This window comes from Tumidithrix elongata BACA0141, assembly GCF_036349135.1.
In the GTDB taxonomy this organism is placed as follows: Bacteria; Cyanobacteriota; Cyanobacteriia; order Pseudanabaenales; family Pseudanabaenaceae; genus Tumidithrix; species Tumidithrix elongata.
In genome coordinates this window covers 1-15,112 of the sequence record NZ_JAZBJZ010000061.1, presented here as the reverse complement: position 1 = coordinate 15,112, position 15,112 = coordinate 1, and the positions used below count along the sequence as shown (strand labels likewise).

The 15,112-nt window shown below is 45.6% G+C and carries 15 protein-coding genes; 13 read left to right on the top strand and 2 right to left on the bottom strand.

The genetic code is table 11. The annotated features are described in order from the left end of the window. Positions 1 to 20 precede the first annotated feature (20 nt). From V2H45_RS14945 to V2H45_RS14920, 6 genes are all read left to right on the top strand, one after another. Complete coding sequence (locus V2H45_RS14945) at positions 21 to 476, top strand: DUF29 domain-containing protein (RefSeq protein WP_330484450.1); 456 nt, start codon at positions 21 to 23, stop codon at positions 474 to 476. A gap of 56 nt (positions 477 to 532) precedes the next feature. Next, positions 533 to 919 carry a VOC family protein gene (locus V2H45_RS14940; protein WP_330484449.1) on the top strand — a complete coding sequence of 129 codons (387 nt, stop codon included), beginning with the start codon at positions 533 to 535 and terminating at the stop codon, positions 917 to 919. A 41-nt stretch (positions 920 to 960) separates the two neighbouring features. Further along, positions 961 to 1,323, top strand: coding sequence for an acyl carrier protein (locus tag V2H45_RS14935; protein WP_330484448.1), 363 nt, complete (start codon positions 961 to 963; stop codon positions 1,321 to 1,323). Between the two features lie 226 nt (positions 1,324 to 1,549). Beyond that, positions 1,550 to 2,164, top strand: a complete 615-nt coding sequence (locus V2H45_RS14930; RefSeq protein WP_330484447.1) for an IS1/IS1595 family N-terminal zinc-binding domain-containing protein — start codon at positions 1,550 to 1,552, stop codon at positions 2,162 to 2,164. Then, on the top strand, positions 2,161 to 3,744 hold the full coding sequence (locus V2H45_RS14925; RefSeq protein ID WP_330484446.1) for an Hsp70 family protein: 1,584 nt from the start codon (positions 2,161 to 2,163) through the stop codon (positions 3,742 to 3,744). The genes V2H45_RS14930 and V2H45_RS14925 overlap by 4 nt, the downstream gene beginning before the upstream one ends. A gap of 129 nt (positions 3,745 to 3,873) precedes the next feature. Beyond that, a complete protein-coding gene (locus tag V2H45_RS14920) occupies positions 3,874 to 4,383 on the top strand; it encodes a hypothetical protein (RefSeq protein ID WP_330484445.1) in 510 nt (169 codons plus the stop codon). Between the two features lie 26 nt (positions 4,384 to 4,409). Here the strand turns inward: V2H45_RS14920 and V2H45_RS14915 are convergent, their stop codons facing one another. Then, positions 4,410 to 5,426: a photosynthesis system II assembly factor Ycf48 gene (locus V2H45_RS14915; RefSeq protein WP_408648796.1), complete on the bottom strand. Its 1,017-nt coding sequence runs from the start codon at positions 5,424 to 5,426 to the stop codon at positions 4,410 to 4,412. Between the two features lie 113 nt (positions 5,427 to 5,539). Further along, positions 5,540 to 5,956: a rubredoxin gene (locus V2H45_RS14910; RefSeq protein WP_330484444.1), complete on the bottom strand. Its 417-nt coding sequence runs from the start codon at positions 5,954 to 5,956 to the stop codon at positions 5,540 to 5,542. 281 nt (positions 5,957 to 6,237) lie between these two features. On the opposite strand from V2H45_RS14910, the gene V2H45_RS14905 reads away from it, so the two are divergent. The 7 genes from V2H45_RS14905 to V2H45_RS14875 all read left to right on the top strand — a co-directional run bounded on the left by V2H45_RS14905 (position 6,238) and on the right by V2H45_RS14875 (position 15,012). After that, complete coding sequence (locus V2H45_RS14905; protein WP_330484443.1) at positions 6,238 to 6,813, top strand: aspartyl/asparaginyl beta-hydroxylase domain-containing protein; 576 nt, start codon at positions 6,238 to 6,240, stop codon at positions 6,811 to 6,813. A 118-nt stretch (positions 6,814 to 6,931) separates the two neighbouring features. After that, complete coding sequence (locus V2H45_RS14900) at positions 6,932 to 7,840, top strand: sensor histidine kinase (protein ID WP_330484442.1); 909 nt, start codon at positions 6,932 to 6,934, stop codon at positions 7,838 to 7,840. Between the two features lie 215 nt (positions 7,841 to 8,055). After that, complete coding sequence (locus V2H45_RS14895) at positions 8,056 to 10,752, top strand: EAL domain-containing protein (RefSeq protein WP_330484441.1); 2,697 nt, start codon at positions 8,056 to 8,058, stop codon at positions 10,750 to 10,752. Positions 10,753 to 11,516: 764 nt separating this feature from the next. After that, on the top strand, positions 11,517 to 11,807 hold the full coding sequence (locus V2H45_RS14890) for a hypothetical protein (RefSeq protein ID WP_330484440.1): 291 nt from the start codon (positions 11,517 to 11,519) through the stop codon (positions 11,805 to 11,807). A gap of 181 nt (positions 11,808 to 11,988) precedes the next feature. Continuing rightward, positions 11,989 to 13,365: an acetyl-CoA carboxylase biotin carboxylase subunit gene (gene accC, locus V2H45_RS14885; RefSeq protein ID WP_330484439.1), complete on the top strand. Its 1,377-nt coding sequence runs from the start codon at positions 11,989 to 11,991 to the stop codon at positions 13,363 to 13,365. Between the two features lie 9 nt (positions 13,366 to 13,374). After that, positions 13,375 to 14,424 carry a glycine oxidase ThiO gene (gene thiO / locus V2H45_RS14880; RefSeq protein ID WP_330484438.1) on the top strand — a complete coding sequence of 350 codons (1,050 nt, stop codon included), beginning with the start codon at positions 13,375 to 13,377 and terminating at the stop codon, positions 14,422 to 14,424. Positions 14,425 to 14,487: 63 nt separating this feature from the next. After that, entirely contained in the window at positions 14,488 to 15,012 is a 525-nt protein-coding gene (locus V2H45_RS14875; RefSeq protein ID WP_408648797.1) for a tetratricopeptide repeat protein, read from the top strand. The last annotated feature ends 100 nt before the right edge of the window (positions 15,013 to 15,112 follow it).

The following is a 15,112-nucleotide window of genomic DNA, read 5'->3' as shown; positions in this document are numbered from 1 at the left end:
ATCGCACATGGAGTACGGTTATGACTCTTGTAAAACCCCATCATCTAACGCTGTACAACACTGACTATCTGCAATGGATCGAGTCAACCCTAGAGAAATTACAGAATCAAGACTATAAGCATATAGATTGGGAAAATTTGGTTGAAGAGATTCGAGATATGGGGAAGAGCGAACGCAGAAGCCTAGAAAGTAATTTAATCGTGATTCTTTTGCATTTACTCAAATGGCAATACCAACCCGAACGCAGAAGTGGAAGTTGGGAAAGCAGCGCGATCGAACACCGCCGACGCATCAAAAAATCTTTACAAGAATCTCCTAGCCTCAAGCCTTATCTGACCAGTATCTTGCCTGAGTGCTATGCCGAGTCATTAAAACAAGCAAAAGCCGAGACTGGCTTACCGATCGCCACATTCCCAGCAGAATGTCCCTATGACTTATTCACAGAGATCATGAATGACGAGTTTTTACCTGTTTAAAAATAACCTTGATCGTGCGATCGCTTGCTACCCAAAACTTTTAAGGAAAGAAAATTATGAAACTCGGTTATACGATCCTGTATGTCAAAGACGTTGCGGAGTCGGTGGCATTTTACGAACGAGCCTTTGGATTGACAAGGCGATTTGTCGATGAAAGCGGTCAATACGCCGAGATGGAAACGGGGAATACCACCCTTTCTTTTGCCGCCAACAAATTAGCGAAGTCCAATCTTCCCTCAGGGTTTCAAGAAAATAACTTGTCTAGCTTACCTGCGGGCATTGAAATTGGCTTAGTCACCGAAGATGTTCCTACTGCGTTTACGATCGCTGTAGAAGCGGGTGCGATCGCCGTTGCCGAGCCAAAGGTCAAACCTTGGGGACAAACGGTTGCCTATGTGCGCGATCGCGATGGAATTCTAGTTGAGATTTGCAGCCCAATCTAGAAAAAGCAGGGAGAATTCAAGATATCCCCTCGCGATTTCTGATGGAGCGCCATTTTCAAGAAGCGATCGCCCTCGAAAACTCCAAACTCGCTACATGCCTATCTGTAGAGATCCTCAGTCAAACTGGTATAACGCATCCTAACTGGTATATGACAAATGCAAACGAATTATCGATAGAAGAGATTGTAAAAAAACTGGCGGAAGATTTATCAGATATTCCTTTTGAAGCAATAAAGTTATCAGATCGCCTCATTAAGGATCTAAAAATAGATGGAGACGATCTAAGTTTTGTATTTATTCCAGAACTTGAATTGAAATTGTCTTTGAAAGTCCCAACTCAAGAATGGAGTAAGGTTTATACCATTGAAGATGTAATCAATTTATTGCAAAAGCACACTCAATGAGATGAAAACTATCGATATGCTTATAGTCGATTATGTGATGGATGTATTTAAGAATCTCTGGAGAGCGTAGGATACATGTATAAAATGCAACGCATCAAATAAATCTACACTGCCCAGTCAAGAACTTTGACAAAACTCTGGCTAATGCCGAAGCGCATGGCGGCAGCTTGACTAAAATACTAAATGGGTTCTATACAGATTAACCAGCGATCGCAATATCTCAACGATGAAATGTCCTACTTGCGCGGCTACAGAGATTATTAAAAATGGGTGGTATCGCGATCGACAGCGCTATCGCTGTAAAACTTGCGGCTATCGTTTTATCGAATCCCCCCTAAAGAAATCCCAGAAAAATTCTAAACCCGCCCCAAAAACAGTTCCCAAAGAAACAGCAGATCCAGATCAGATCGCAGCGCTTACCCAAGAGTGTCTTAGACTTAGGCAAGAATTAGAAACGCAAAGCGATCGCCTCCAACGCGACCATCAGCAAAATACGTTTCGGCTTTTGCAGTCTTTGTTAACGCAATATCGAAGCGTGCAGCAAATGATTCGCAGCAACCCCAATCTACCCGCCCAAAATCTCATCGCCTTGTTTACTCCTCTCGATAATCTCATGCAAAACTGGGGATATATCCCGATTGGCGAACCTTGGCAACAGGTTCCTTTTAATCCCCAACACCATCAGGGCGATCGCCCCGATCTGACCCCTGGAGAACCCGTGTATATTCGATTTATTGGCTATCAAGTTCCCGATCTGAGTGGTAATGTGGTGGAACAGATTCTAGTTCCCGCCAAAGTCAGCCGCACCTTACCTGCGATCGCTACAGGTGCATCGTCATGACCGTTGTTGCCATTGATTTTGGAACGAGTAATACGGCGATCGCCACCTTCGATCCTGTCACGAATACCCCCAGAACCGTGCGGTTTCCCCAGATATCGCGCTGCTTTGAGTCACCCCAAGGACAGGTGTATGTCGTGCCGAGTCTCGTATTCGTGCAAAGTCCAGATTCCTATGTTTTTGGCGAACAGGTGCGATCGCAACGGTTAGGATTTGCCCAACCCCACAGATTTTTTCAGGCCTTTAAACGGGATATGGCAGCGGACTTCCGCCCACCCTCGCGTTCGATCGACGGCGTGCCCTACGATGCCGAAGCGATCGCCGATATTTTTATCACCTCCCTTTGGCAACAGCTAGCGCTGCAAAGAATTCAGCCGACGCAACTGATTTTCACAGTGCCAGTGGGCGCATTTGAGTCCTATGTCGATTGGTTTCGCGACTTGGCAAAGCGGCTTATCCTTCCGCCCATGAAAATTGTCGATGAGTCTACGGCGGCGGCACTGGGGTATGCCGTGCAGAAAATGGGAGCAGTCGTCTTGGTGATTGACTTTGGCGGCGGCACACTCGATATCAGCCTGGTTCGCACGGTCGCGCCGAATTCCTTAAAGCCCGCGATCAAAGCTGAGGTACTGGCGAAGTCCGATGCCTTCATTGGCGGTATTGATGTGGATACTTGGATTGCTGAATACTGGTTGCGATCGCGTGGAGAATCCCGAAACACGATTGGCGAAATCGGCTGGCTCAATCTATTGGAACTTGCGGAACGAATTAAGGTTCAGCTTTCCCAAGTGGATGAAGCGAAGGAGAGTTGGTTTGATGATGAAAACTTTATTGCCTACGAACTCAGCCTCCATCGAGACCAACTAGCAGAGATTTTAGAATCGCATCAGCTTCTAGAACAACTGCGACAGGCAATCGATGAGGTTTTGGCGATCGCTCTCAATAAAGGCATCAACAAGGCAGCGATCGAACAGGTGCTTTTGGTGGGCGGAAGTTGTCTGCTACCTGCGGTACAACAGTTGGTGGTTTCTTATTTTGGGCGAACCAAAGTCAAGTTAGACAAAACCTTTGAGGCGGTGGCGCATGGAGCTTTGCTGCTGGGTCAAGCTATCACCGTGGATGACTATCTGCGGCATGGGTACGCCATTCGGCTGTGGGAACCCTATGTACGTCAATATTCGTTTTTTACTTTGTTTGAGAAAGGGACTAAATATCCCTGTCAACGATTAGAACCCTTAACCCTACAGGTAGCAACCGAGGGACAACGGGAGATTCGCCTCGATATTGGCGAGGTTGCCGACACGACCCAAGCTGAAGTTACCTATGATGCCAAGGGTAGGATGACTAGTAGCTTGATCCACAAGCAATCCGATTTCCGATCGCTTGCCGATCTAGCAAAATCAAAGGGGCAAGCCCAAACAGACATCTGTGTCGCTCACCTCGATCCGCCCGGACAAACGGGTATGGATAGAATCAGCGTAGAATTTGAGGTAAACGAACAGCGAATTTTGCTGGCGACGGTCAAAGATCTATTGACGGAAAAAATACTGGTCGATCGCGTGGCGATCGCAAAATTGGAATAAACAGAAAATCATCAAATCCTAAACAATACTAAACAGTAACGATTTTTCTTCGATAAGTTTTGTAGAATTTAAAGAGACTAGTTTCGTAACTCCTAGTTTCTTACTAAAAGTCAAAATTAGGCATTCCCTGTGACCTCAACTCGCGCCAGAAATTCTCGGTTAATGATTGTTGTTCTACCCAATGAAACAGCAGCATTTGAGGCTTATCGTTTTCTGCAAAGTCATGGAATTTCGCCCGAAAATCTTGCCCTTGTCGGCAAAGGCTATAGCAGCCCCGATAGCGTGGGACTAATCGAACCCAAACGCATGGCTTGGCGATATGCCAAATTAGGGATGATTATCCTTGCGGCTGCCACTGCTTTTATTGGCATTGGCATTCAACTGGCGATCAATATCCGCATACCCGAGCTGAATTGGTTTCAGTCACTGCTAGCGGTGGCGATCGCTTCGGGGATCGTTGGTGGTTTACTCGGAATTCTTATAGGCAGTATTTACGGACTCTTTTTTAAGAGCAGTACCTCGATCGCCTGTCGCAATTGCCTGCGTCAAGGTCAATACCTACTCATGCTTGAAGGTTCTGAAACCTTAACCCGAAGAGGCAGAGAAATTCTCAATAGTTACTCTGCCAATCCTCGGTAATTCATCAAAGATTCGTCAAGAATCCATTAAGGCTGAGAATAGGCTAGTAATGTGCCGTCTTGCCCCAAGATAAACCCGCGATCGCGTCCAAAGAAATAGATACGATAAAAGTTAGCGCCAATGTTTTTGGTAGATTCGTCCCTCTGCCATGTCTTGCCTTGGTCTTGGCTGTGCAGCAATCTGGAACTACCCCCTGTTACCCAAATATTTTCCTCATCTTGGTAGACCAAATCGAGTAACCCTAGACCATTTGCAGCTTTTGGAGCTAATGCCTTTTGCCATTTTTCTAGCGTGCCAACCTCGCTAAACTGCATCACGCCTCCCCGATTCAGCATCCATGTGCGTCCGTCGGGGGCATAGCCCATATTTTGAACTCGTCGAGAGCTATTACGGTTATGCTGCGTCCAAGCCTGTTCGCCGGGCGACCAAGTTGAGTAAAAGTTGCCCTTGGCTGAAACTGCAATATATCTACCGTCATCATTACGATAGAGGTTCCGCACCGCCCCCACTGCCTGAGTTACCAGTGCTTTCCAGTTTTGTCCGCTATCATCGGTGCGATAGATTGCACCGATATCTGTAGCCATTTCTGCTGATTTAGGCGCTAGGGCTTTTACCAAGGTGGGTTCACCGGGTAGCTTGGAACTCAACCCAATGCGCGACCACGATTGCCCGCCATCTTCTGTATGTAAGAGCAATGCTGGTTTTCCCGCAATCCAACCTTCATTCCCTGTAAAGCTAACAGACACAAACCGATAGGCATTATCACCTAAATCTAATTTTTGGGGCTGCCAAGTTTTTCCTGCATCGTGCGTCTCTAGCAAGGTGGCATCTGTACCAACGAGCCAACCATGGTTGGGATCGGTATTGCTAAAGGTCATATCGAGCAATGTTGATTTAGTGGGCAGTTCTACTTGCTGCCACGTACCTGACTCAGATGCGGCTACTGCCTCTACGCCTGTACTTACAGTTGCAGTTACACTCACGCAAAACAGCACTACGCACGCAAGTAGGAATGCAAATACGCGCTTTATCTTTTTGTTCACCAGGAAATTCCTAAAAATAACTAAAAAACAGACCTTTACTAAGCTATCAAAAGCGATCGACAAGTTATGAAAATTTTTGAATTGAGCTTTTTAATTGAAATTAATTGAAATGATTAATCCAGTGCATACAAACTCATAAAGAAAATGAAAGCTAAGGCTAAAGCGCCAAAAATCAACAAATTCTTTTGCGCTGGCGTCATCACGTTAACCCCAAGCCCATAGCCAAGGTTTTCGCTAAATCCTGATGGCTTATTGGGTAAGCCAATATCGGAAAATTTATCTTTGCGCGCCGTACAGACAGGGCATCGCCAGTCCTTAGGTAACTGTTCAAAGGGAGTGCCAGCAGAAATCCCCCGTTTTTGATCGCCTGAAGCAGGTTCGTAAACATAGCCACAAGATTTACACTCATAAAGGTGCGAGGGCTCGATCGCTGGGGTCGTAACAGGTGCTGTAGTTTCTGTGTTAGCGGCGCGATCTGCATCTAGATTTAGCTCTGAGTCTGCCTCTGAACTGGTTATTTGAGTATCCATAACTTTGTCAACATTCGTTTTCGATCGGCTATTCTGTTAAAAATTATTACACTTTTTAGCAATCTTTTGTCGATTGGGTGTGTCAAGTGGACTTAGAATAATTCTGCTGAGACTATTTCGCTGATTCCAATTTGTAGAACTAGTATGTCTTCATGGATAGGAGTCGTGAATTCCCTATAACTATATAGCTGTATAGTTTTCTTAACCCGAAATCTCAATTGTTTCGTTGCTTTCGGTAATAAATTCGTTCTCAATCTTGAATATAAGCATCTACATCACCCGTGTTTCATAATCCAGCCGACTTTGAATTTGTGTCTGCCCTAGAAGCCAATTGGCAAACGATTAGACAAGAGATAGAGCAGGTCAACCAGCGTGATTTTATCGAATGGCCCGAAAAGCATCTTTATGGAAAAGGCTGGGACGTGTTCGGACTCTATGCTTTTGGGATGAAATTGGGTAAAAACTGCGCTTTATGCCCTGAGACCACCAAACTGGTTGAGACAATCCCCGGCATGGTGACAGCGGGATTTTCCTCTTTAGTACCCGGTACCCATATCGCACCGCACACGGGCTATCCCGATGGCGTCTTGCGTTGTCATTTAGGACTGATGGGCTGTGGTGATGGTTGTGGGTTGCGTGTAGGCGATCGCACCGAGCACTGGACAGAGGGCAAATGTTTAGTATTTGACGACACCACCGAGCATGAAGCTTGGAATCGCGGCGATCGCACCCGAATTGTGCTTTTGCTAGATTTCAAATACCCCTTAATTGAGCCACAAAAATCTCAGAATGACAAAAATGAGGAGCAAAGTGGTGGTTTTTGGCAGAATCTCAAACAAAAGTTCTCTTTACGCTAGTTTTTGCGGATTTAGACTATAAAAGCTTTCTTATTCAAGTTAGAATCCTAGAATATTGCAATCCCTAGTTTCTTGCTCTTGAAAATCACATAAAAATAACAGAAAGCTCAAGTACGGAATGAATGCCTCATTTGTAGCTTACTTCGTCGCGATCGCAGGGACATTCCTTGTCTCTAGTGGTCTATTCGCAATTTGGGCTGTTTTTCTTCACCGACGGACTCAAAACCGCATTCGCCAACTAGAGGAAGCCAACTTAGAATATCAACGTCAACTCAATCGCGAACTAGAGCAGCGCGTGGCACTGCGCACAGCCGAACTAGAGGCGGTAAATCGAGAACTTGATGCCTTTTCCTATTCGGTTTCCCACGATTTAAGCGCTCCTTTACGACATATTCAAGGATTTATTACAGCACTCAAACAAAAGCTAGAAGACACTGCGGCGATCGAAGAACCTAAAGTTGCACATTACTTAGATGTCATCCAAAAAAGCAGCGAAAAAATGGGTGAGTTGATCGATCGCTTATTAATGCTGTCCCAATGGAACCGACATCCCATCCATTTCAATCCTGTGGATTTGCGGCAACTGGTCGATCTCGCGATCGCACTGATCGAGATTCCGCATACCAAATCTGCACAGAATTCTGTGCAGAATGTTGAATTTACGATTGGGGAGCTACCAACAATTCAAGGCGATCGGGTTTTGTTGCAGCAGGTATTTTGCAATCTGATCGATAATGCCGTGAAATTTAGTCGCGATCGCTACCCAGCCAAAATTGAGGTTGGCATGCTGCCCGATCGTACAGTTTTCATTCGTGACAATGGCGTAGGTTTTGAGATGCAATATGCAGATCGATTATTTGGTGCATTTCAAAGGTTGCATTCCGAGCAAGCGTTTGAAGGAACTGGAATCGGATTGGCTTTAGTCCATCGCATTATCACCCGCCATCAAGGCAAGATATGGGCAGAGAGCGAACCCGATCGCGGTGCTTGCTTTTACCTTCAGTTCAATTCGCAGGATTCTTTCTAGAGAAACGTATCTTAAGTCACATAGTGTTTGTACTGAACGATCGTAAATTGTTTAAGGGGTAAAAACAAGTTTAAAAGTGTTTTTTTACTAGTTTTCTAGCTTAACAAGAGATTTCTAAACATACTGTTACTTAATTCGCGGTAAGAGCAAAACTTTGCTCAAACTCTTCATCGATCGTGCCTGCGTCTGTTGTCTTGTAGTTAGTTGAAAGCATTATGTTACAGCAGCTTTTTGGGGAACCTTTAGCACCAGAGGTAAAGCCGTCTGAGGCTTTGCGGCTGTTAATTGTAGAGCATGTTTCAGAAGACCTAGAGCTGATGCTGCTTACCTTGGAATCAGCAGGCATAAGCTTTACTTACGATAATGCCGATACCTTGGCTAAATGCCAACAACTGCTTCTGACCAATTGCTATGATGTGGTTTTGTCTGATTACCGATTACCGCAGTTTAATGCGATCGCTGTCTTGACCGCCCTCAAACAGTCAAAACAAGATATTCCCTTCATCTTAGTAACTGGAACTTTGGGCGAAGAGGCAGCCGTTGCCTCGATCAAAGCTGGGGTAACTGATTATGTGTTAAAAGATCGGCTGTTTCGCCTTCCCAGTGTTTTAGAGCGCGGTTTGAAAGAATTTGCCTTGCGTCGCCAGCAACAAGCAACTACTCATAAAATTCAACAGCAAATCCTGCGAGAAGCTTTGCTAAGCCGTATTGTCCAAGCCATGCGGGGGACATTGATTTTAGATGAAATTTTGCAAATCACAGTCGATCGATTGCATGCTGCTTTAAGTGTCGATCGCAGCTTTATTTTTTTAGCCGATGCAAATCAGCGCACCCATGTGAGTTACCTGAGTCAGGCAACGGTCGATCGCCTGAGCTTGCTCAATATAGAATGTCCGTTTTGCGCGCATTTTCAAGATCGGCTTGCTAACGGTGAAATCGTAGTCTTGGCAGAGATTTCAAACGATTTGCCCCAAATATTGCAACAAACAAGCGCACAACTTGCCATTCGCTCTCTCCTGATCGTTCCTTTGCTGTATCAGCAAACGTATATTGGTGGGATCGCGCTACACCAAAGCGATCGCCAACGGCAATGGACAGAGGATGAAATTTCGCTGGTCAAATCCGTTGCCGATCAATGCGCGATCGCCCTACATCAGTCAGAACTCTACAACAGTGCCCAAGCAGAATTGGCAGAACGGAAGCGGATCGAGCATGAACTGCGCCAAAGTGAGGAACGTTTCCGTAGTGCGATCGAGAATATGCCTGTAATGATGTCAGCTATCAATACCTCAGGTAATATTAGTACCTGGAATCAAGAGTGCGAGAGAGTAACAGGCTTTAGCGCTGCTGAGATTGTCGATAATCCTGAAGCCTTTGCCTTGCTTTATCCCGATCCGATCTATCGCCAACAGTTGCTCGCAGCATGGGCAGAAAGGGGAAACAACTACCGCGAGTGGGAATGGGAAACGACTTGCAAAGATGGCACGGTAAAAACCCTCTCATGGTCAAATATCTCGGAGAAATTCCCCATTCCCCATTGGATGTCTTGGGGCGTTGCCGTCGATGTCAGCCCGCGCATTCATGCTGAAAAACAACTGCGCGTCAATGCCTTTTACGATCGCTTAACGGGTCTGCCCAATCGCGCCTTATTTTTAGATCGCTTAGAACATGCTCTAGGGCGATCGCAAAGGCAAGAACAGTGTCCTCTGGCAGTTTTATGTTTGGATATCGATCGCTTTAAGATCGTCAACGATAGTTTGGGGCATTTGGCGGGCGATCAGCTTTTGTGTAAAATTGCCCGACGCTTAGAAAATTGCATCCGCATCGGCGATACGATTGCCCGTCTCAGTGGCGACGAGTTTGGCATTCTTTTAGAAGACGTTACAGGTATTGATACGGCGATTCAAATTTCAGATCGCATCCACCAAGAACTGACGCTGCCCATGCTTTTAGATGGGCATGAAGTATTTGTTTCCGTCAGTATTGGGATTGCCATGACAGCCAAAGACACGATCAGACCCGAACATCTGCTGCGTAATGCCGACACAGCCATGTATAAAGCCAAAGAGCATGGCAGAGCGCGATACGAAATCTTTGCGACTTCGATGTATACCCACGCGCTCGATCGGCTCAAGGTAGAAAATGAATTGCGGCGGGCAATCGAGCGTCAAGAGCTTGTGGTTTACTATCAACCAATTGTGGCATTGACTTCAGGAGCTTTGCAAGGATTTGAGGCATTGGTGCGGTGGCAACACCCCATTCGCGGATTGCTTTCTCCATCAGAGTTTATTCCGATCGCTGAAGAAACAGGCTTAATCACAGGCATCGATCGCTGGGTACTCCTGCAAGCTTGCCAACAGTTAAAGCGTTGGCAACAGCAATTTTCAAGCCTACCGCCCTTGGTCATGAGTGTAAATTTGTCAGCGCGGCAGTTTTCTCAGCCGAGTTTAATCGAGCAAATCGATCAAATTTTGCAAATTACCTCTGTACGGGGCAATTCTCTAAAAATCGAAGTCACTGAAACTGCGATCATCAAAAAACCCGAGCTAGCCAAGATCGCTCTCCAACAGCTACGCGATCGCCAAATCTGTGTTTGCCTAGATGATTTTGGTACGGGTTATTCATCCCTGAGCTATCTGCATCAATTTCCCGTCGATACGCTCAAGATCGATCGCTCCTTTATCAGCAGCATGGATCGAGAAAGCGGCAACTACGAAATTGTTAGGGCAATTATCAATCTTGGCTTAAATCTAGCGATCGACGTGATTGCTGAGGGTATAGAAACTCCCTCGCAAAAGCTTTTACTGACAGAATTAGGATGTCAATCTGGACAAGGCTACCTATTCTCTCGACCGATGGAGCCTACTGTTGCTGCCAACTTAATTGCACATCAACAATATTGGGTAGCTTAGATCGATTCTTACTGGAATTTGTATAACCCGTTATAGATCGGTAAGTAATTTTACTTATATACTATATGCGGCAAATTTTTTTGCACAAATTCTATCTGTAGACTAAATCCCCAAAACATGAATTTAGAGCGATAAATACAGGGGGAATTCATGGATTACCCGCTCGTTTGTTTCTCTAAAGGCAAAATATCTGAAACTCAATGTAACTTTTTCTTATGGTTCCTTTAAACTTTTCCTAACAATTGCTTGGTAGTTTTTGTAACACAAACTCTAAATTACTAAATTTGTCTTCAAAAAGATTTATGTGTAAATCTTACGTTTGACAAGGCTTGTTAAGAATTTGTCTCAACCTAGCCATCTTAATGTTTTCTTAAGTAAGGGTTAAAAGCTTGATGCTACTAAGAATTGACTGCATAATTTCTAATCAAAACTAACATGGGGATCGCTTTTGTGGCAATGATCCCCATGTTTTTCGGCTATAGTAGAATTCATATACTAAAGTCATGCAACTGTTAATTCGACAAGAGGATAAACCACAGGTTTAGAAATTGTTTTGTAGGATACGTTGACCTCTAGATTCGAGCAAAAACAAAAAACCTTTAACTTACACGATCTTTTATTAACTTTGGTTGAGGGTTTTAAAAATGGGTTGTCTTGGTCGATGCTTTTTGCAATGTACTCGGGGATCGATTTTCATCACTTGATTGGATGATTTAAAACTTTAATAAACGCTTTTAATTAATTATTTTTTAGGTTTAGACGCTATGGCTATGATTCAAACGGTGCGATGCCCCAATTGCGGTTCTTTGGCTGAAAGGCATCATCATGCCTTATTAGCCCAAGTAAGGACAGAGTGTGATGCCTGTGACTATTTAATGGTGATGTGTACGCGCAGTAGCCGCGTCATCGAGGCCTATGCCCCTGGGCTACCCTCAGATTATGCCTGTAATAAAAAGACCGTAGCGATCGCTTTTCATCGGATTACCGAGATTTGTCAAGAAAAGGTAATGAGTGGTGGCGAAACAGTTAAAATGGAAGCGTTAAAAATGGTTTAAAAATTCTCTATACAGTTATCTATGAGCGAACTGAAACAGTTGGGGCATGTAGCAATCTGCGTCCAAAATATATCCATAGATAACAATACGTTTGAGTTTCTTTACGAGCCAGTTCATAAGGATAAAGAGTGATGGGCACGCGCACCAATTCTTTATTCACCGTTTATCTGTAGATGCTGAAATGGCTCCAATTTCCAAACTATTAATTGCTAATCGCGGCGAAATCGCCCTTCGGATTTTAAGGACATGTGAGGAGTTAGGGATTGCTACGGTCGCAGTGTATTCAACTGTCGATCGCCACTCTCTGCCGGTTCAACTTGCCCATGAAGCGGTTTGTATTGGGGATGCCCCCAGTAACAAGAGCTATCTCAATATCCCCAATATTATTGCGGCAGCATTAACCCACAATGCCACTGCCATTCATCCAGGCTATGGTTTTCTATCGGAAAATGCCCGATTTGCGGAAATCTGTGCCGATCACAACTTAATCTTTGTTGGTCCCAGTCCTGCGGCAATTCAGGCGATGGGAGATAAATCCACTGCCAAAAAGACGATGCAAAAGGCAGGTGTGCCGACTATTCCTGGCAGTGAGGGACTGATTGAGTCTGAGGATCAAGCGATTAAGATCGCCAGTAAGATTGGCTACCCCGTCATGATCAAAGCCACAGCAGGGGGCGGCGGTCGAGGGATGCGTTTCGTCGGTCAACCTGAGGATTTGATTCGCCTGTTAAAGGCAGCCCAAGGCGAGGCAGAGGCAGCCTTTGGCAATGCTGGCGTCTACATTGAAAAAGTGATCGAAGAACCCCGTCACATTGAAATTCAGATTTTGGCGGACAACTATGGCAATGTGATTCACTTGGGCGAGCGCGACTGTTCGATTCAACGACGACACCAAAAACTCCTAGAAGAAGCCCCCAGTGCGGCTGTCAACCCCAAGTTGCGATCGCAGATGGGTGCTGCTGCCGTGAACGCTGCCAAAGCAATTAATTATGTTGGTGTTGGTACGGTGGAGTTTTTGCTCGACAAATACGGCAAATTTTACTTCATGGAAATGAACACCCGCATTCAGGTGGAACATCCTGTCACCGAGATGATTACGGGCATCGATCTGATTGCCGAGCAACTGCGCGTCGCCATGGGCGAACGACTGCGGTTAACCCAAAAAGATGTAATTTTGACCGGACATGCGATCGAATGCCGCATCAATGCCGAAGATCCCAAACATAATTTCCGTCCTCACCCTGGCAAAATTAGCGGCTATTTGCCCCCTGGCGGTCCCGGCGTGCGCATGGATTCCCATGTCTATACCGATTATGAAATTCCGCCGTACTACGATTCGCTGATCGGTAAGCTGATCGTCTGGGCAGGCGATCGCCCCTCCGCAATTTTACGCATGAAGCGGGCTCTGTATGAATGTGCGATTACAGGCGTGCCGACCACAATTGAATTTCATCAAAAAATTCTGGAAGATGAAGCCTTTAGAACGGGAAAAGTCTTTACAAACTACGTTCAACTCTTGATGGAAAGGTTAGAACAGCAGAGTAAGTTAAACAAATAACAAACTGCGATGGCGGATGTACTGGTAATTGGCGGTGGTGTCATTGGGTTGGCAACCGCCCTAGAGTTGAGACAGCGCGGCTTAACGGTAACTGTCCTAGAGCGCGATGTCTGCGGTCAGGCAGCAACTTGGGCGGCGGGGGGCATGTTAGCCCCAGAAGCAGAGCGGTTGGAAGGTGACCTGCGCGAGCTAGGGATTCGCAGCCGATCGCTCTATGCCGAGTGGATTCGTAAGATCGTGCACCTAACGGGGCAGTCTTGTGGCTATTGGTGCTGCGGCATTTTATCGCCGATTTCCTGCTCAGATGCTGATGCTGAGACTGTTAAGGAGCATCCCAAATATATCGATCGCGTACATCTAGATAAACGCCAATCGGGTCTGGGTGATAGCGTCTCAGGGGCTCTGTGGCTTCCCGAAGACGGACAGGTCGATAATCGCTTGCTGGCTAAAGCCTTAATCTTGGCATTGCGATCGCTAGACGTAGAAATTCTAGAAGGTACCTCGGTCGATCGCATCGTCACCCAAGGCGACCGAGTTTTGCACCTAGAGACTAGTCGGGGCAAACTCAAAGCCGAGCATTACTTGCTGGCAACGGGAGCTTGGGCAAGATCGTTACTGCCCTTACCCATCTCACCCCGCAAGGGGCAAATGTTGTCGGTATTTGACCCAAATCGCAGCCTGCAAACCGTAATCTTTGGCAAGAATACCTATCTCATTCCCCGTCAAGATGGCACGCTTGTGATTGGCGCAACCGTGGAAGATGTGGAATTTGCCCCCGGCAACACAGGGGCGGGTATGCATCGCCTGCTCAGCCAAGCGATCGCCCTTTACCCTGCGATCGCCGACATGACGATTCAAGAAACCTGGTGGGGGTTTCGCCCCCATGCCCCCAATGAGATTCCTATTTTGGGTGCAAGTCATTATGAAAATTTATCGCTGGCGACAGGTCATTATCGCAATGGCATTCTGTTTGCCCCGATTACGGCGCAGTTTTTAACAGACTGGATTTGCGATCGCAAAGTCGATCCATTGCTAAAAGCTTTAAGTGATTTTCGTTAGGTGATTTTGTAGGATAGTCTTGATTGTAAGTAATTGACGGAGTTAGAAGAAAATTTCATGGAAATGGAAGGTATATTACCGATCGCCTATTTGGCTACCCTGGTTGCATTATTGGGGGTACTGGCTTGGCTAATTGCGCGTCAGATTATCAAAGGTCGCCAATTAGAATCTGTAATTTCTGACTTGCAACCCAAGTTAGAAAAAGAGAAAGGCGAAGCCCAGGACTATTACGAATTAGCCAGTGTCTACCTCAAGAAAAAGCTCTATGCCAAATCGATTAGCGAGTTGCAAAAAGCCATAAAAGCGGGTGGCGAAAATATGCCCGAAATCTATAATGCGCTAGGTTACGCATATTTTGCTCAACAGCAGTTCGATCTGTCGATCAAAAATTATAAAGAGGCGATCGAGCGTCAGCCCGATTACGTGATTGCGTTAAATAATTTGGGTCATGCCTACGAAAAGAAAAAGCTACTGCCCCAAGCGATCGAAGTCTATGACAAGGCACTGTCTTTAAATCCTAAAAATGACATTGCCAAACGTCGTTTAGATTCGCTACGCAAAAGGGTTACAACAACCCCAAACAAATAAGAAAATCAGATAAAGGATTCGATTTAGTAAAACCTATCCAATTCAAATAAGTAAGTAGGCGTGAAAAAGATAGAGTATGTAAAGGAATATTAAGTGACTA

Bases quoted from the DNA above. Each gene is read 5' to 3' on its own strand.
- V2H45_RS14910 (WP_330484444.1), bottom strand. From the start codon at position 5,956: ATGGATACTCAAATAACCAGTTCAGAGGCAGACTCAGAGCTAAATCTA.
- V2H45_RS14895 (WP_330484441.1), top strand. From the start codon at position 8,056: ATGTTACAGCAGCTTTTTGGGGAACCTTTAGCACCAGAGGTAAAGCCG.
- V2H45_RS14925 (WP_330484446.1), top strand. From the start codon at position 2,161: ATGACCGTTGTTGCCATTGATTTTGGAACGAGTAATACGGCGATCGCC.
- V2H45_RS14900 (WP_330484442.1), top strand. From the start codon at position 6,932: ATGAATGCCTCATTTGTAGCTTACTTCGTCGCGATCGCAGGGACATTC.
- V2H45_RS14890 (WP_330484440.1), top strand. From the start codon at position 11,517: ATGGCTATGATTCAAACGGTGCGATGCCCCAATTGCGGTTCTTTGGCT.
- V2H45_RS14940 (WP_330484449.1), top strand. From the start codon at position 533: ATGAAACTCGGTTATACGATCCTGTATGTCAAAGACGTTGCGGAGTCG.
- V2H45_RS14875 (WP_408648797.1), top strand. From the start codon at position 14,488: ATGGAAGGTATATTACCGATCGCCTATTTGGCTACCCTGGTTGCATTA.
- V2H45_RS14935 (WP_330484448.1), top strand. From the start codon at position 961: ATGGAGCGCCATTTTCAAGAAGCGATCGCCCTCGAAAACTCCAAACTC.
- V2H45_RS14930 (WP_330484447.1), top strand. From the start codon at position 1,550: ATGAAATGTCCTACTTGCGCGGCTACAGAGATTATTAAAAATGGGTGG.
- accC (WP_330484439.1), top strand. From the start codon at position 11,989: ATGGCTCCAATTTCCAAACTATTAATTGCTAATCGCGGCGAAATCGCC.
- thiO (WP_330484438.1), top strand. From the start codon at position 13,375: ATGGCGGATGTACTGGTAATTGGCGGTGGTGTCATTGGGTTGGCAACC.
- V2H45_RS14945 (WP_330484450.1), top strand. From the start codon at position 21: ATGACTCTTGTAAAACCCCATCATCTAACGCTGTACAACACTGACTAT.